Source organism: Arthrobacter sp. 10N418 (assembly GCF_056394725.1).
The window spans coordinates 116,075-132,619 of sequence record NZ_JBFTIK010000003.1 but is presented as its reverse complement, the minus strand read 5'-3'; the positions used below and the strand labels follow the sequence as shown (position 1 = coordinate 132,619).

Annotated in this window: 13 protein-coding genes; 8 read left to right on the top strand and 5 right to left on the bottom strand. The window is 67.0% G+C overall.

Translation table 11 applies throughout. From position 1 onward, the window contains the following. Positions 1-220: 220 nt before the first annotated feature. Positions 221-652: a VOC family protein gene (locus AC1DCZ_RS03305; RefSeq protein WP_476973367.1), complete on the top strand. Its 432-nt coding sequence runs from the start codon at positions 221-223 to the stop codon at positions 650-652. A gap of 394 nt (positions 653-1,046) precedes the next feature. Here the strand turns inward: AC1DCZ_RS03305 and AC1DCZ_RS03300 are convergent, their stop codons facing one another. Together AC1DCZ_RS03300 and AC1DCZ_RS03295 are read right to left on the bottom strand one after the other, a co-directional pair. Continuing rightward, the gene (locus tag AC1DCZ_RS03300; RefSeq protein WP_476973366.1) at positions 1,047-1,640 is read right to left on the bottom strand and encodes a GNAT family N-acetyltransferase; all 594 of its coding nucleotides are present in this window, start codon (positions 1,638-1,640) and stop codon (positions 1,047-1,049) included. Then, complete coding sequence (locus tag AC1DCZ_RS03295; protein ID WP_476973480.1) at positions 1,624-2,244, bottom strand: IMPACT family protein; 621 nt, start codon at positions 2,242-2,244, stop codon at positions 1,624-1,626. The genes AC1DCZ_RS03300 and AC1DCZ_RS03295 overlap by 17 nt, the downstream gene beginning before the upstream one ends. 103 nt (positions 2,245-2,347) lie before the next feature. Between AC1DCZ_RS03295 and coaE the strand changes: the two genes are divergently transcribed. The 3 genes from coaE (at position 2,348) to AC1DCZ_RS03280 (ending at position 6,927) form a co-directional block, all read left to right on the top strand. Beyond that, positions 2,348-3,613: a dephospho-CoA kinase gene (gene coaE, locus AC1DCZ_RS03290; RefSeq protein ID WP_476973365.1), complete on the top strand. Its 1,266-nt coding sequence runs from the start codon at positions 2,348-2,350 to the stop codon at positions 3,611-3,613. 40 nt (positions 3,614-3,653) lie between these two features. Next, positions 3,654-5,735: an excinuclease ABC subunit UvrB gene (gene uvrB, locus AC1DCZ_RS03285; protein ID WP_476896517.1), complete on the top strand. Its 2,082-nt coding sequence runs from the start codon at positions 3,654-3,656 to the stop codon at positions 5,733-5,735. A 163-nt stretch (positions 5,736-5,898) separates the two neighbouring features. After that, positions 5,899-6,927 carry a TerC family protein gene (locus AC1DCZ_RS03280; RefSeq protein ID WP_476973364.1) on the top strand — a complete coding sequence of 343 codons (1,029 nt, stop codon included), beginning with the start codon at positions 5,899-5,901 and terminating at the stop codon, positions 6,925-6,927. 32 nt (positions 6,928-6,959) lie between these two features. Here AC1DCZ_RS03280 and AC1DCZ_RS03275 read toward each other — a convergent pair whose 3' ends face one another. Genes AC1DCZ_RS03275 through AC1DCZ_RS03265 form a run of 3 tightly spaced genes read right to left on the bottom strand, consistent with a single transcriptional unit; the run spans position 6,960 to position 11,410 of the window. Continuing rightward, a complete protein-coding gene (locus AC1DCZ_RS03275; protein WP_476973363.1) occupies positions 6,960-8,351 on the bottom strand; it encodes an alpha/beta fold hydrolase in 1,392 nt (463 codons plus the stop codon). Continuing rightward, positions 8,344-8,844 (bottom strand): N-acetyltransferase family protein, encoded by a 501-nt coding sequence (locus AC1DCZ_RS03270; protein WP_476896520.1) that lies wholly within the window; start codon positions 8,842-8,844, stop codon positions 8,344-8,346. Before AC1DCZ_RS03270 ends, AC1DCZ_RS03275 begins: the two co-directional genes overlap by 8 nt. A gap of 19 nt (positions 8,845-8,863) precedes the next feature. Continuing rightward, entirely contained in the window at positions 8,864-11,410 is a 2,547-nt protein-coding gene (locus tag AC1DCZ_RS03265; protein ID WP_476896521.1) for a DEAD/DEAH box helicase, read from the bottom strand. 191 nt (positions 11,411-11,601) lie between these two features. Here AC1DCZ_RS03265 and AC1DCZ_RS03260 point away from each other — a divergent pair, with 191 nt between their 5' ends. From AC1DCZ_RS03260 to AC1DCZ_RS03245, 4 genes are all read left to right on the top strand, one after another. After that, a complete protein-coding gene (locus tag AC1DCZ_RS03260; RefSeq protein ID WP_476896522.1) occupies positions 11,602-12,381 on the top strand; it encodes a trans-aconitate 2-methyltransferase in 780 nt (259 codons plus the stop codon). Between the two features lie 136 nt (positions 12,382-12,517). Beyond that, the gene (locus AC1DCZ_RS03255; RefSeq protein ID WP_476973479.1) at positions 12,518-14,263 is read left to right on the top strand and encodes an ABC transporter ATP-binding protein; all 1,746 of its coding nucleotides are present in this window, start codon (positions 12,518-12,520) and stop codon (positions 14,261-14,263) included. Between the two features lie 74 nt (positions 14,264-14,337). After that, on the top strand, positions 14,338-16,134 hold the full coding sequence (locus AC1DCZ_RS03250) for an ABC transporter ATP-binding protein (protein ID WP_476973478.1): 1,797 nt from the start codon (positions 14,338-14,340) through the stop codon (positions 16,132-16,134). Then, positions 16,131-16,523, top strand: coding sequence for a GntR family transcriptional regulator (locus tag AC1DCZ_RS03245; protein WP_476896523.1), 393 nt, complete (start codon positions 16,131-16,133; stop codon positions 16,521-16,523). Before AC1DCZ_RS03250 ends, AC1DCZ_RS03245 begins: the two co-directional genes overlap by 4 nt. Positions 16,524-16,545: the final 22 nt, after the last annotated feature.

The window sequence follows — 16,545 nt, the reverse complement described above, 5'->3', positions numbered from 1 at the left end:
GCAAAGTGGCCACGAGTGAAGAGGCTGGAGGATATTTCGTCGAAAATTCAGGTAGCCTCGAGCTGCGACGTGCCGTTGGCATGCCTCCGCTTGAGCTGTCCGGCGACGCCGTCGGCCCGGGTGGTACAAGCCGGACCGGCGCCGCAAGCGGGTTTAGCGCCGGGCTGTCGACGGAACCGTAAGTCCGATTTCAGGAATCACACACCCCAGGGGGACATCCATGGTTGAAGCATCGGAAGCATCTCAGGCGTCAGCAAACGGTGAGGACGGCGGTGCCTGGCCCAAAGGGATTGGCGCCATCACGCTGTTTGCCGCCGACCTGCCAGCCACCAAGCGTTTCTACCAGGAAGTCTTCGGGCTGCCGCTCGTCTTTGAGGACGATGCTTCGGCCGTCTTCAAGTTCGCAAACACCATGGTCAATCTACTGAAGGACTCCGAGGCTCCCGAGCTCATCCATCCGGCGCCGGTGGCCAGCGCACTGGCGGGATCCCGCATGCAATTTACGATCGAGGTGGACGACGTCGACGCCATGTGCGTCGAACTGGAACGCCGCGGCGTGCAGATGCTCAACGGCCCGATGGACAGGCCATGGGGGATCCGCACGGCCTGCTTCCGCGACCCCGCCGGCCACATCTGGGAGATCGCCCACTAACCAAAGCCCGGGCCTGCCGCGTCCCTTCGCTGGCCAGGGGGCATGCCCGATCCTGGCATCGTCGTCGCGGGGGGACATGTCCAGTCTTGAGGCTCAGGGATGGGCATATTGGCATTATGTCCATCGCCCGCGCCCAGAACGGGGCATGCCCAATCTTGGCGCCGTCGTCGCGGGGGGACATGTCCAGTCTTGGGGATCAGGGATGGGCATATTGGCATTATGTCCATCGCCCGCGCCCAGAACGGGGCATGCCCAATCTTGGTGCCGGTCGCTGCGGGGGGACATGTCCAGTGTTGGGGATCAGGGATGGGCATGCGGGCATTATGTCCATCGCTGGCCCCTAGGGTGGGGCATGTCCCCGTGCATGCTCTCAGCCGCGGGGCCATGCAACCCCTCAGCCCAGCACGATCCGGGCTTGCACCATGCCCGCTGCTCCACCGGGGCCGCCGGACGCGTCCCGGAGGGCCACCGTGGCGCCGGCGGAGCGCAGGAGGGCCTGCGCGGCACTGTTGCCCGCGGTGGTGTCGGCTTCCAAGGTGTCGGCTCCCAACGCACGGGCGACCGCCTTGACCAACTGGAGAGCCTGCGTGCCGATACCGCGGCCCCGGAAGCTCCGTCCCAGCCAGATCCCGGTCTCCAGCGAAACGCCTGACGAAACGCCTGACGAAACGCCTGACGAAGCGTCCCACGGGGCGACGCGTCCGGCGCGCACCTGCCGGCTGAGCCGGATGGAACCGGCAAGTTGGCCATTCCAGCTAATGGCCCAGGTCTGCTGGTGCGCGGGTCCGTCCAGCCCGGCCGCGGCGGCGTGGTGGTATTCCCGGAACCAGCGAACCCGTTCCGGGTTCCAGCCGGCGGCACGTCCCAGCGGCGGGGTGACCTCGTCGGCGTCGGCGTCCTTGATCGCCACCGCGAGCAGCGCCTCCAGGACGTCGTCGCTGACGTCCACAAGCGCGACGGTGTGGCAGCGCTCAGCTGACGGGGACATCGATCCACTCCGTTCCTTGCGGCAGCAGAGAGGTGTTCCCGGCCGTCATGGCCGCTAAGTGCTCGGCGGCCCGGGCCAGAGCGAGCGGTTCGTCCGGGAGGGCGAGCCCCAGGACGGTTGCCTCGGCTTCGTAGCCGGTTCCGGCCATGACATAGCCCGCGGCGCGGAGGTCGTTCTCCAGCCGTCCGGCAGCGGCATGCGGCACCCGCACCGAGCAGATCCGCAACCGGCGCCGCTGCACCAGCGGGGCGAGGTCCAGGGCGCCGGAGACCGATTCGGAATAGGCCCGCACCAGGCCGCCGGCACCCAGCAGGATCCCGCCGAAATAGCGGACGACGACGGCGGTGACGTCACTGAGGTCCGCGATTCCGGGGGCTGTCTCACGCTTCAATAGTGCCTCAAGCATCGGCGTTCCAGCCGTGCCGGACGGCTCACCGTCGTCATTGGAACGCTGCACGCCGCGGTCGGGGCCGATGACGAAGGCCGAGCAGTGGTGCCGCGCGTCGTGGAATTCCTTGCGCAGCCCGGCCAGCAGGGAGCGGGCGCTTGCCTCGTCCCCGGTGCGGCGGAGGACGGTGATGAAACGGGACCGTCGGACGTCCATTTCGCGGCGGAACCCGGGCCCGTCGGCAAGGGTTGCATAGACCGCGGCCCTGCTCTGAAGAGAAAGCGCGTCATCTGCCACCGGATCAGTTTAGTCTGGTGGGGTGCTGAAGATCGGGTTAACGGGCGGCATCGCCTCAGGGAAATCAGTGGTGGCCTCGCGGCTGCGCGAGCTCGGTGGCGTCGTGGTCGACGCCGACGCGCTGGCCCGGGACGTTGTGGAGCCGGGCACGCCCGGGCTGGCGGAGGTGGTCGACGCGTTCAGCTCCGCCATACTGACCGCTAACGGCGGCCTGGACCGGGCCCGGCTGGGTACCCTCGTGTTCGGCGACCCGGAACGGCTGGCCGTGCTGAACGGCATCATCCACCCCCTCGTGCGGGAACGCGCCGCCGCGATGATCGCGACCGCCCCGGCCACCGCCGTCGTCGTCCAGGACATTCCCCTCCTGGTGGAAACCGGGCAGGGAAGCAACTTCCACCTGGTCCTTGTCGTTGACGCCCCGGACGCGGTGCGGGTGCAGCGCATGGTGGAACACCGGCACATGACCATCAGCCAGGCCCGCGCCCGGATGGCCGCCCAGGCACGCCGGGAAGACCGGCTGGCGGCGGCCGACGTCGTGCTGGACAATTCAGGCACGCGGGAGGAACTTCGGGACACGGTCGACCGGCTGTGGAAGCAGCGGCTCGTTCCGTTCGCGCAGAACCTGGCCGCCGAAAGGATCGCGCCCCGGCAGGGCGGCCCGGTCCTGAAGGCCGCGAATCCTGACTGGGACGCCCAGGCGCGCCGGCTGATCGCACGGCTGGAGACCGCGGTGCCGCAGGACGTCCTGGCGGTGGACCATATCGGCTCAACAGCTGTCCCCGGGCTCGATGCCAAGGACGTGATCGACCTCCAACTCAGTGTCCCGGACCTCGCCGCGGCGGACCGGATTTCGCCGCTGCTGGCCGCGGCGGGGTTCCCCCGGTGGCCGGGCATCATCTCCGATAACCCCAAGCCCTCGCACCCGGACCCGGCGGACTGGGGCAAGCGGCTGCACGGCAACGCCGATCCCGGCCGTCCCGTCAACCTCCACCTCCGCGCCGCCGGGTCGCCCGGATGGCGGTACGCGCTCTGCTTCCGGGATTGGCTGCGGTCCGACGCCGGAGCGCGGGCGGACTACGTGGCGGAGAAATGCCGGGCCGCCGAGCTGCACGACGTCGATAAGTCCACCGCCGGCTACGCGGCGGACAAGGAGGGCTGGTTCACGGAATACGCTGCGCCCCGGATGGACGCCTGGGTGGCGCGTACCGGCTGGCAGCCGCCGTCGTACCGCACCGAAACGACAGCGGGCAGCGCGTCCCCGGCAGCCTCCGGTACCGCCCAAAGCTGAATCAAGGAATACAGTCGGTGGGCGGCGGTAGATTAGATGCATGAGTCTTGCCCAGGAAATCAACCGGGTCGTGGCGCCCTTCGAGGTCATCAGCGAGTTCCAGCCCGCGGGTGACCAGCCCGCAGCGATTGCCGAACTCACCGAGCGCATTAAGAACGGCGAGAAGGACGTGGTGCTGCTCGGTGCCACCGGCACCGGTAAGAGTGCGACGACGGCCTGGCTGATCGAGCAGGTCCAGCGGCCCACCCTGGTGATGGTGCAGAACAAGACCCTCGCCGCGCAGCTGGCCAATGAATTCCGCGAACTGCTGCCCAACAACGCGGTCGAGTACTTCGTCTCCTACTACGACTACTACCAGCCCGAAGCGTACGTGGCGCAGACGGATACCTTCATCGAGAAGGACTCCTCCGTCAACGAGGAAGTCGAACGGCTCCGGCACTCCGCCACCAACGCGCTGCTGACCCGCCGGGACGTGATTGTCGTGGCTACCGTCTCCTGCATCTACGGCCTCGGCACCCCGGAGGAATACATCGCCGGCATGGTGACCCTCCGCAAGGGCGCGGAGATGAACCGGGACGACCTCCTCCGGAAATTCGTTTCCATGCAGTACGCCCGCAACGACATGGACTTCCACCGCGGCACGTTCCGGGTCCGCGGCGACACCGTGGAAATCATCCCGATGTACGAGGAGCTTGCGATCCGGATCGAGTTCTTCGGGGACGAGATTGAGAACATCCACACCCTGCACCCGTTGACCGGCGAAGTGCTCCGGGACGAGGAAGAAATGTACGTCTTCCCCGCCTCGCACTACGTGGCCGGTCCGGAACGCATGGGCCGGGCGATCAAGAGGATCGAAGACGAACTTGCCGAGCGTCTCGCCGTGCTGGAGAGCCAGAACAAGCTGGTCGAAGCCCAGCGGCTCCGGATGCGCACCACCTATGACTTGGAAATGATGCAGCAGATGGGGTTCTGCAACGGCATCGAGAACTACTCCTCGCACATCGACGGCCGCGCCCGCGGCACGGCGCCGCACTGCCTCATCGACTACTTCCCGGACGACTTCCTCCTGGTGATCGATGAATCCCACGTCACCGTGCCGCAGATCGGCGCCATGTACGAGGGAGACATGTCCCGCAAGCGGAACCTCGTGGACTTTGGCTTCCGGCTGCCCTCAGCGATGGACAACCGGCCGCTCAAGTGGGACGAGTTCCAGGACCGCGTCGGCCAGACGGTCTACCTGTCCGCCACGCCGGGCAAATACGAGCTCGGCAAGTCCGACGGCTACGTCCAGCAGATCATCCGTCCCACCGGCCTGATCGACCCCGAGGTGATCGTCAAGCCCACCAAGGGCCAGATCGATGACCTCCTGGGTGAGATCCGGACCCGCACCGCGAAGAACGAACGCGTCCTCGTCACCACCTTGACCAAGCGGATGGCCGAAGACCTCACCGACTACCTGCTGGGCCACGGGGTCAAGGTCGAATACCTGCACTCCGACGTCGACACGCTCCGCCGCGTGGAGCTGCTCCGCGAACTCCGGATGGGCGTCTTCGACGTCCTCGTCGGCATCAACCTGCTCCGTGAAGGCCTCGACCTGCCGGAAGTCTCCCTCGTCAGCATCCTCGACGCGGACAAGGAGGGCTTCCTCCGCTCGGCGACCTCGCTGATCCAGACTATCGGCCGCGCCGCCCGCAACGTTTCCGGCGAGGTCCACATGTACGCGGACCGCATCACCGACTCCATGGCGAAGGCCATCGACGAGACCAACCGCCGCCGCGAAATCCAGGTGGCGTACAACACCGAACACGGCATCGACCCGCAGCCCTTGCGGAAGAAGATCGCCGACATCACGGACCAGATCAACAAGGAGGACGCGGACACCCGCGAGCTCCTGGCCGCCGCCGGCAAGACGCGCGGCAAGGGCAAGGGCGCATCGAAGGTCCGGGCCGACGGGCTCGCGGCGGCTCCGGCCGAGGACCTTGTGGGGCTGATCGAACAACTCACGGAACAGATGCACGCCGCTGCAGGGGAACTCCAGTTCGAGCTCGCTGCCCGGCTCCGGGACGAGGTCGGGGAACTCAAGAAAGAACTGCGGCAGATGCAGTCCGCGGGGCACGCCTAGGGTAAAGTTGGTCCAACGTAGGGGAGTATCCCAAGCGCTACGATCGTCAACACGCACGGCACAGATGCCTTGCCGGGCGTAGCGGGCTGCCGGCCGGTCATACCGGGTCCGGGCGGCCGGAGAGACTTGCACCGCTGAGTTGTACCCTGCGAAAGGTATCCCCGTGCCTGAACTTCCCCTTTGGTTTGAGATTGGCTCGTTTGTCATTATCGGCATCATTCTCGCCGTTGACCTGCTGCTGGTCCTGAAACGCCCGCACGAGCCCTCCATGAAGGAGGCCGGGCTGTGGGTCACCTTCTACGTGGCACTCGCCCTGGCGTTCGCCGGCGCCATGTTCGCCTTCACCGGCCCCGAGTACGGCGGCCAGTTCATCGCCGGCTGGGTGACGGAATATAGCCTCAGCATCGACAACCTCTTCGTCTTCATCATCATCATGGCTCGCTTCTCCGTGCCCCGTAAGTACCAGCAGGAAGTGCTCATGGTGGGCATCATCATCGCGCTCATCCTGCGCGGGATCTTCATTCTGCTCGGTGCCATCGTGATCGAACAGTTCAGCTGGGTCTTCTACATCTTCGGCGCTTTCCTCCTCTGGACCGCCTGGAAGCAGGCGCAGGACGAAGGCGAAGACGAGGAGGACCGGGAAAACCCGCTCGTCGCCCGGATCCGCAGGATCCTTCCCATGTCCGAAAAGTTCGACGGCGGGAAGCTTCGCACCGTGGTGGACGGCCGGAACGTCTTCACGCCCATGCTGATCGTCTTCGTGACCATCGGTATGACGGACCTGCTCTTCGCGGTGGACTCCATTCCGGCCATCTTCGGCCTGACGCAGAGCGCCTTCATCGTCTTCACCGCCAACCTCTTCGCGCTGATGGGGCTGCGCCAGCTGTACTTCCTGCTGGGCGGGCTCATGAACCGGCTGATCTACCTCAAGCACGCGCTCTCGGTCATCCTGGCGTTCATCGGCGTCAAGCTGGTCCTGCACGCCATGCACGTCAACGAGCTGCCGTTCATCAACGGCGGCAGGCACATCGAGTGGGCTCCCGAGATCCCGACGTACGTCTCCCTCGCGGTGATCATCGCCACGATCATCGTCGCGGTCATCGCCAGCCTGATGAGCTCCAAGGCCTCCAAAGCGAAACTGGACGCCCGCCTGGCGGAAGACTCGCGGACGAGTTTGAGCGACGTGGAGTAGCAGCGCCGGCGGGCCCCGGGACGGGTCCGCCGTCAGCGCCCGGCGGAACGGACCATGCCCAGGAGACGGGCGAAAATCGCCTCGCCGTCGTCCGCGATGCCGTCGTGGTGGTAGTCCGCGGACTCCCAGACCTGCAGCCCGCGGACCGCGGCGGCGGTTTCGAGGGACAACTCACGATCCACGTAAATGTCCTCGCTGTACACGGCGGCGGCGACGGGGACGGTGTTCAGCGCAAGTCGCTCCGGGTCGTAGAGCGGCGTCCAGTCGGACTTCTCGGCAAGCAGCTGTGCCACGCCGCGGAGCGGGAGGAGTGCGGGATCCTGCTCGAAGTACCAGGGGTAGACCATCTCCCCGGTCAGCAGCGGCTCCGGGACCTCCGGGCGGAATTCCGGGAAGTCCTGCAGCGCCCGGAGGGCGGCCCAGTCGGTGGCGTCGCCCTGCCCGTAGATGGATTCGTGCATGAGTGCGTAGAGAGGGTTGCCGGACCGGGACACGAGCGCGTGGACCTGGCCCAGGAAAGCGTCCGAAAGCCGGTCGCCGCCGGGGGTGCTGACGAAGGCGTCCTCCAGCAGGTGGTGCAGGGCATCGACGCGGGTGTTTCCGCCGAGGAAAGAACCCACCATCTGGAACCGCTCCACGGTCAGACGGCAGCCATCGGGCAGGACTTCCTCCACATCGCGCAGGTGCCGGGCGATCCGGCTGACCACGGCACGGTCTTCCGGGTACCAGCTGAAGTACTCGGCGTTGCGTGCAGCGACGCGCCGGAAGGTGGCCTGGTAGACCCGGTCCGCGGGGCCCGCCAGCGGAGCCAGGCCGCCCGTGACGAGCACTTCGCGCAGGCCCTCGGGCGCGAAGGAAAGATAGGTCAGCGCGCAGAATCCGCCGTAGCTCTGGCCGTAGATGGTCCACGGAGCCGAACCCAGTGCCTGCCGGATGGCCTCCGCGTCCGCGACGATTGAGTCCGCCCGGAAATGGGCCACGTAATCCGCCTGGTCCGCGTCGTTGCCGCGCAAGGGGAGCGTGTTGCGGTCGATGGGGGACGACAGACCGGTGCCGCGCTGGTCCAGCATGAGGATCCGGAAGTCCTTCGCAGCGGCTTTGCTCCAGCCGCCCAGGGACGGAAACCGGTTGCCGCGGCCGCCCGGGCCGCCCTGGAGGTACAGCAGCCACGGCAACTCCGCTGCCGCCTCCGCACTGTGGTCCGCCGAGACATACTCGCGGGCGAAGACGGTGATGGTCTCGCCGCCGGATCCGTCCTCGCTGAAGTGGTCCAGGGGCACCTCAAAGAAGTGCTCGGCGGTGCGCACGCCGCGGTACTCGTGCCGCGCCTTCACGATGTGGGGCACGGTCACGATGTGGGGCGCGGTGCTGCCGGCCTCCAGGAGCGCGGCTGCGGCGAGCCCGGTCATCGGCAGGTCAGGCACGGGCCGCCGCCTTGCGGGAGTTGCCGAAAGCCTCCAGCGCCCCGCCGGTGAGGCGGAAAGTGGACCATTCCTCCATGGGGGAAGCGCCGAGGCTCTTGTAGAAATTGATGGACGGCTCGTTCCAGTCCAGGACGCTCCACTCGACGCGCGCGTAGCCGCGTTCAACTGCGGTCGCCGCAAGGTGCTGCAGGAGCGCCTTCCCGTGGCCGTAGCCGCGGGACTCCGGCCTCACGTACAGGTCCTCGAGGTAGATGCCGTGGACGCCTTCCCACGTGGAGTAGTTCAGGAACCAGAGGGCAAAGCCCTGGACGTCGCCGGTCTCGTTTTCAGCCATCGTGGCGAAGACCCGGGGGTTCTCGCCGAACAGCGCCTCCGTGAGCATCTCCGGGGTGTTCCTGACGGCGTCGGGTTCGTTCTCGTAGATGGCCAGGTCATGGATCATCCGCAGGATGGCGGGGACATCGTTCGCGCTGGCGGGCCGGATTACACTCATTGTTCGAGTTTACTAGCGACTAGAGGCGGTTGACGTCCGTCACACGAACGATTGCGGTGCCGGTGTCGTCCGAGGCCGCCAGGTCGACGTCGGCCGAGATGCCCCAGTCGTGGTTGCCGGCCGGATCATCGAAGATCTGGCGGACCTTCCACGCCCCGGGCTCCTCCGTGATGATGAGGAGGCCTGGTCCGCGGGCGTCGGGGCCCGTGCCGATGTCGTCGTGTTCGTCGAAGTAGTCGTCCAGCGCGTCTTCCCACCGTTCGGCGTCCCAGCCGGAGCCGGCGTCGAGGTCGCCCAGGGCCGTGGCGGCCTCGTCGGCGAACAGTTCCACGCGGCGGAACATCTCGTTGCGCACCATCACCCGGAAGGCCCGGATGTTGGACGTCAGGGACGGCGGCGGGGGCGGGGGAGCGTCGTGCCGGGTCGGCACGGCACCGGAGGTGAGCTCCTCCCACTCGTCAAGGAGGCTGGAGTCCACCTGGCGCACCAGTTCGCCCAGCCAGGCGATGAGGTCCTCGAGGTCTTCGCGGAGCGCGTCCCGGGGGACGGTCTGGCGGAGGGCCTTGAAGCCGTCCGCGAGGTAGCGCAGCACAATGCCTTCGGACCGGGCCAGGCCGTAGAACTGCACGAACTCGCCGAAGTTCATGGCACGCTCGTACATGTCACGGACCACGGACTTTGGCGCCAGCTCGAAGTCGCCGATCCATGGTGCGGCCTTGCGGTAGACGTCGAACGCCTCGCCCAGGATCCCGGCCAGCGGCTGCGGGTAGGTGACCTCCTCGAGCATGGCCATGCGCTGGTCGTACTCAATGCCGTCGGCCTTCATCGCCGCAATGGCCTCGCCGCGGACCTTCTTCTGCTGGGCGGACAGGATCTGCCTCGGCTTCTCCAGCGTCGCCTCGATCACGGACACGACGTCCAGGGCATACGACGGCGACTCCGGGTCCAGCAGCTCCAGCGCCGCGAGGGCAAACGGGGACAGCGGCTGGTTCAGGGCGAAGTTGGCCTGCAGGTGGACCGTGAGCCGGACCGTCCGGCCGTCCGCGCCCTGCTCGGCGGCCGGAATCCGCTCCACGACGCCGGCCGCCAGCAACTCCCGGTAGATGCCGAGGGCCTTCTTCATGAGCTGGAGCTGGGAGCTGCGCGGCTCATGGTTTTCGGTGAGCAGCCGGCGGGCGGCGGTGAACGGATCACCGGGCCGTTCCATCAGGTTCATCAGCATCGCGTGGGTCACGGTGAAACTCGACGTCAGCGGGTCCGGGACGGAGTCGACAAGCCGCTTGTAGGTCGGTTCGCCCCAGGACACGAAGCCCTCGGGCGGCTTCTTCCTGACCACCTGGCGCAGTTTCTTCTGGTCGTCGCCGAATTTCGCCGTGGCCTTGGCCATCGCCTTGACGTTCTCGGTGACGTGCTCGGGCGCCTGCACGACGACAGTCCCGGCCGTGTCGTAGCCGGCCCTGCCGGCCCGGCCGGCGATCTGGTGGAACTCGCGGGAATTCAGCAGCCGGGTGCGGACGCCGTCGTACTTGCTCAGGGCGGTGAGCAGCACAGTGCGGATCGGCACGTTGATGCCGACGCCGAGCGTATCGGTGCCGCAGATGACTTTGAGCAGCCCGGCCTGGGCCAGTTGCTCCACGAGCCTGCGGTACTTCGGGAGCATCCCCGCGTGGTGGACGCCGATGCCGTGGCGGACCAGCCGGTTCAGGGTCTTGCCGAAGCCGGCGGCGAAACGGAAGCCGGCGATCAGCTCGGCGATCTTGTCCTTCTCCTCACGGGTGCAGACGTTGATGCTCATGAGGTTCTGGGCCCGGTCGATCGCCTCGACCTGGCTGAAGTGCACGACGTAGACGGGCACCTGCTTCGTGGCGAGCAACTCCTCGAGGGTCTCGTGGACGGGGGTCTGCTCGTAGTAGTAGTGCAACGGAATGGGACGCTCCGCGGAACTGACGGTCGTCGTCGGACGACCGGTCAGTTCGCTGATGCCCGCCTCGAAGCGGCTGACGTCGCCAAGTGTTGCGGACATCAACAGGAACTGGGCCTGGGGGAGCTCGAGCAGGGGAACCTGCCAGGCCCAGCCGCGCTGGGGGTCGGCGTAGAAATGGAACTCGTCCATGATGACGGCGCCGAGCTCGGCGGCGGCGCCCTCGCGCAGGGCGGTGTTGGCGAGGATTTCGGCGGTGCAGCAGATGATCGGCGCGTCCTGGTTGACGCCGGAATCACCGGTGATCATTCCGACGTTTTCGGCGCCGAAGATCTCGCAGAGGGCGAAGAACTTCTCGGACACGAGGGCCTTGATGGGTGCGGTGTAATAGCTGCGCTGGCCGCGGGCCATGGCCTGGAAATGTGCGGCAATCGCGACGAGCGACTTTCCGGAGCCTGTGGGGGTCGCCAGGATCACGTTGGCGCCGGAGGCAAACTCCATGATGGCTTCGTCCTGGGCGGTATAGAGCGCCAGCCCGCGGCTTTCGGTCCACTCGACAAATCTGGTGTAGAGCTCGTCCGGATCGAGGCCGGTTCTGCCGGGAATTCGGGCGACCGGGGCGGGGAGCTGATCAACGAGTTTCATTGCTTTCCAGCTTAGTGCCCGCGGCCGGGCGCGCACTCCCCAGGCGGCGTCCGCGGGGCACTGCCCGCGGGTGCGTGGCCTCCTTGGCGCGCCCCCCAGCCGGGGTTACGCTTCGAACAGGGCTTCTCAAACGACGCATCTCAAATAACGCATCGCGAATAAGGCTTGTTGCCGGCGACTGGAGGAAACTAGTGAAATGGGACCCCGCAAAATACGTGCAGTTCGGGGATTACCGGGACAGACCCTACTTTGACCTGACGGCCAGGGTGCATGCGGACGCCCCGCACCATGTCGTTGACCTGGGCTGCGGTCCGGGCAACCTGACGGCGACTCTCGCGGACCGCTGGCCGGATGCGCAGGTGCTGGGCCTGGACTCCTCCCAGGAGATGCTGGCGAAGTCCGGCGGCTACGCTGCCCAGGCGGAGAATCTCTCCTTCAGCCTGGCCGACATCGCCGGGTGGATGCCGTCGGGGGAGACGGACGTGGTGGTCACCAACGCGGCGCTGCAATGGGTGCCCGGCCACCGTGGGATGCTCCGCCGCTGGCTTGACGCGCTCAAACCGGGAGGCTGGTTCGCGCTGCAGGTGCCCGGCAATTTCAATTCTCCGTCGCACACGCTCATGCGCGGGCTCGCGGAATCGGAGGCCTGGTCCGGGCGGCTTGCCGGGGTGCTGCGTCACGACGACGTCGTGGGGGAGCCCGCCGACTACCTTGACATCATGCTCGACGCCGGATGCGACGCCGACGCATGGGAGACCACCTACCTGCAGCTTCTCGCCGGTCAGGACCCGGTGCTGGAATGGGTGCGGGGTACGGGCCTCCGGCCCGTCCTTGCGGCCCTCACCCCCGCGGAGGCGAAGGAGTTCGAGGCCGAGTACTCGGCCCGCCTTGCCGAAGCCTATCCGCCCGGCCCCCACGGGACGGTCTTCGCCTTCCGGCGCATTTTTGCAGTGGCCCGCAAACACGACTGAACGGGGTGTCGGCGGTATGACACGGAGCACTCCGCGGCGGGGCTTACAATGACGGAGCGGCCTCGGGGGTGGGCGTCATGCTGTTTCCTTGTCCGAGCCCTGCGCTAGTGATGGAGGTTCGGTGCTTATTGGCCTGATGGGGCGCCTGTTGTCCGCCCATAAGGTGACCGTGCTGGCCATCGTCCTCCTGCAGCTCGTGCAAACCTCGGCGAATCTGCTGCTGCCCACCTTGAATGCCGCCGTCATCGATGACGGAATAATCGCCGGCAACACGGCGGAAATCCTTCGCCTTGGTTCGTGGATGGCAGGGATCGCTGCCGTCCAGGTTGTAGCCGCGATCGGGGCCGGCTACCTGGGCGCCGTCGTGGCCATGGAGCTGGGGCGCCAGCTGCGTGCGGAACTATTCGCCAAGGTGCAGTCCATGTCGTCGCAGGAGGTCGGGGCCTTCGGTGCACCCAGCCTCGTCACCCGTGCCACCAATGACGTCACCCAGATCCAGAACCTCGCCGTGCTGGTCTTCACCATGCTGATCGCGGCCCCGGCGATCTTCCTCGGCGGCATTGCCCTCGCGGTGCACCAGGACATGGCACTCTCCGGCATCGTGGTTGCCGTGATCCCGGTGCTCGCCGTCATCATGACCGTGATCGTGCGCCGCCTGATACCCCTCTACCGTGAGGGGCAGGGGCTCATCGACCGGATGAGCCGGGTGCTGCGCGAGCAGATCATCGGCGCCAACGTGATCCGCGGCTTCGTCCGGCAGCGCCACGAGGCCCGCCGCTTCGACGCCGTCAACGTGGAGCTCACACGGAACAGCCTGCAGTCCGCGCTGCTGGTCGCGGGGATGCTGCCGATGATCATGCTCGTGGTCAACCTTTCGTCCGTGGGCGTCATCTGGTTCGGCGGCCACCGGATCGAAGCCGGGGAAATGCGGGTGGGCGCCCTCACCGCCCTCATCGCCTACATCCTCCAGATCCTCATCGCAATCATGATGGCAATGTACGTGTTCATGACCGCACCGCGCGCGGCCGCGTGCGCCGAGCGGATCCAGGAAGTGCTGGATACCGATCCCGCGATCGCGGACCCTGCAGCGGCCGCCGGTGCGGCTGCTGCCCTGCCGTCCGGCGGCGCCGTCCCTTCCGCTTGCCCGTTGGAGTTCCGCAACGTTACTTTCGCCTACCCGGGGGCCCAGTCTCCCGTATTGGACGGCGTCAGCTTCACCGCGGTTCCCGGGACCACGACGGCGATCATCGGCGCCACCGGCAGCGGCAAGACCACCCTGCTCAACTTGCTGCCGCGTTTCCTTGACGCCACTGGCGGACAGATCAGCCTCGGCGGCTGCGACCTGCGTGCGCTGCCGCTGGCCGTTCTCCGTTCCCACATCTCCCTTGTGCCCCAGCAGTCTTATCTCTTCTCCGGGACGCTCGCGGCGAACCTCCGTTTCGGTTCGCCCACAGCTGGCGACGAGGAGCTCTGGGCCGCGCTCCGGACCGCCCAGGCCGAGGACTTTGTTCGCGCACTGCCGGAGGGCCTTGACTCGCCGGTGAGCCAGGGCGGCACCAACTTCTCCGGCGGCCAGCGGCAGCGGCTGTGTATCGCCCGGGCCCTGCTCCGTCGCGCCCCGGTCTATTTGTTCGATGACAGTTTTTCGGCGCTGGACTACGGAACGGATGCCAGGCTTCGGGAGGCGATTGAACCCCTACTGCGCTCGGCCACCGTGCTGATCGTGGCCGAGCGGGTGGCCACGATCATGGACGCCGGCCTCATCCTCGTGCTTGAAGATGGCCGGCTCGTCGCGCAGGGCACCCACAAGGAACTTATGGAGTCCTCGCCGAGCTACCGGGAGATCGCAGCCTCCCAGCTCGTGCTGGAGGAGTCGCCGTGAGCAGGGACACGGACCGGCTGCGGTGGCGGAGCGCCACGCGGCTGCTTGGACTGCTCAAGCCCGCCAAGTGGCGGATGGCAGGCGTCATTGCCGCCACCTGCGCCTTTGTCACCCTCAACGTCGCGGCCCCGAAGATCCTGGGGGATGCCACCGATGTGGTCGTGCATGGATTCCTGGGAGGGTCCTTCAACGAGCAAAAGCTCGAGACCCTGCTGGTGACCGTCGCCGTGATGTACATCGGCGCATCCCTTTTCAGCTGGATCCAGGGTGCGCTGACCGCCAGTGCCGTGCAGCGCGTCGGCTACGCCCTTCGCGCCTCTGTCGAGGACAAACTGCATCTGCTGCCTTCAAGCCACTTCGATGAACAGCACCGCGGTGAGGTGCTCTCCCGAGCCACCAACGACGTCGACAATATCTCGCAGGCCCTCAACCAGCTCCTCAACCAGCTGATCATGTCCGTCCTGATGCTCTCCGGAGCGCTGGCCATGATGCTGTGGCTTTCACCGCTCCTTGCCCTGATCGCACTGGTGACCGTTCCGGTGTCCACGCTGATCACCGTGCCCGTGGCACGGAAATCCCAGGCCCACTTCACCGCACAGTGGGCCAACACGGGCGAGCTGCACTCCCAGCTGGAGGAGTTCATCACGGGGCAGGAGGTGGTCAAGGCCTTCGGGCGGCAGGACGCGTCGGCAGCCAGCTTCACGGACAGCAACGACAAGCTGACCCGCTCCAGCGCCCGCGCGCAGTACCTGTCGGGCGTCGTCCAGCCGCTGATGATCTTCATGGCCAACCTCAACTACATCGCTGTTGCCGTGGTGGGGGCGTTTCAGGTCACGGCAGGCGTCCTGACCATTGGCGGCATCCAGGCCTTCATCCAGTTCAGCCGTCTCTTCAGCCAGCCGATGGGCCAGATCGGCGGCATGCTGACGCTCATGCAGTCCTGTCTTGCCTCCGCGGAGCGTGTCTTCGCCCTCCTGGACGCGCCGGAGATCGCGCCGGAGGGTCCGGCCGTTGTCCGGCTTCCACACCCCGCGCCCACACACCGGGCCTCCGCGGACACGGGCACTCCCGGGAACCCGGGCGCCACCGGCGCAGTTCCGGGCGTGGAGGGACGCGTCGCCTTCGAGCATGTCACGTTCAGCTACAGCCCGGGATCCCCGGTGATCCAGGATCTCTCCTTTGCCGTGGAGCCCGGGCAGACGGTGGCCATCGTGGGACACACCGGCGCCGGCAAGACAACTGTCGTAAACCTGCTGATGAGGTTCTACGAACTCGATTCGGGGCGGATCAGTGTTGACGGCATCAACATAGCGGACCTGCCGCGCGATGAGTTGCGGTCCGTCTTCGGCGTCGTGCTCCAGGATGCCTGGCTGTTCACCGGGAGCATCAGGGAAAACATCGAATACGGCCGGCCCGGCGCCAGCGACGCCGAGATCGTCGCGGCGGCCCGGGCCAGCCATGTGGATCAGTTCGTCCGGGCCCTGCCTGCAGGCTACAACACAGTGATCGGCAACGACGGCGACTCCTTGAGCCGGGGGCAGCGCCAGCTCATTTCGATCGCGCGCGCAGAGCTTGCCGGGCGCAGCATCCTGGTGCTGGACGAGGCGACCAGCTCCGTGGACAGCCGCACCGAGGTGCAGATCCGGCAGGCAATGCAGCGGCTGCGCCGGGGTCATACGAGCTTCGTCATCGCGCACCGTTTGTCCACGGTCCGGGACGCTGATCTAATTCTCGTCATGGACCATGGACGGATCGTTGAACTCGGGACCCATCAGCAGCTGATGGCCAGGAGCGGGCACTACGCAACGTTGTACGAGGCGCAGTTCGCGGGTCGCGAACAGCTGCAGGGCGTCCGGGAGCGGGAACAGTGAGCCCGACGGAGGCCGCCGCGGGACGCTTCCCTGGTTCGTGGCGGCCCAACCCGGCCAGCACCGTCCCGCTGTTCGAACAGCTCCGGCTCCACATCATTGAACGCGCCGACAACGGCGCCCTGGCGCCTGGAACGAGGCTGCCGGCAGTCCGAATCCTGGCCGGAGAACTGGGCGTGGCCCCCCACACGGTGGCGCGCGCCTACAAGGAACTCGAAGCCGCCGGTATCGTGGCGACGCGGGGACGGAACGGGACGGTCGTCTGTGCCCGGGACGCCGCCTGGGGCTCGCTGTCAGCCTCCGCTGCCGACTTCGCTGCGGCGGCCAAGGCCCAGGGGGCAAGTTTCGCCGAAGCCGTCCAATTGCTTGCCGCCGCCTACGACCGCCAGTAGGGCCGCGCGGCCCCGGGACTGC

Excerpts from the sequence above, each read along its gene's own strand:
- AC1DCZ_RS03305 (WP_476973367.1), top strand. The coding sequence starts at position 221 with ATGGTTGAAGCATCGGAAGCATCTCAGGCGTCAGCAAACGGTGAGGAC.
- AC1DCZ_RS03295 (WP_476973480.1), bottom strand. The coding sequence starts at position 2,244 with ATGGACGTCCGACGGTCCCGTTTCATCACCGTCCTCCGCCGCACCGGG.
- AC1DCZ_RS03300 (WP_476973366.1), bottom strand. The coding sequence starts at position 1,640 with ATGTCCCCGTCAGCTGAGCGCTGCCACACCGTCGCGCTTGTGGACGTC.
- uvrB (WP_476896517.1), top strand. The coding sequence starts at position 3,654 with ATGAGTCTTGCCCAGGAAATCAACCGGGTCGTGGCGCCCTTCGAGGTC.
- AC1DCZ_RS03250 (WP_476973478.1), top strand. The coding sequence starts at position 14,338 with ATGGCAGGCGTCATTGCCGCCACCTGCGCCTTTGTCACCCTCAACGTC.
- AC1DCZ_RS03255 (WP_476973479.1), top strand. The coding sequence starts at position 12,518 with ATGGGGCGCCTGTTGTCCGCCCATAAGGTGACCGTGCTGGCCATCGTC.
- AC1DCZ_RS03270 (WP_476896520.1), bottom strand. The coding sequence starts at position 8,844 with ATGAGTGTAATCCGGCCCGCCAGCGCGAACGATGTCCCCGCCATCCTG.
- AC1DCZ_RS03265 (WP_476896521.1), bottom strand. The coding sequence starts at position 11,410 with ATGAAACTCGTTGATCAGCTCCCCGCCCCGGTCGCCCGAATTCCCGGC.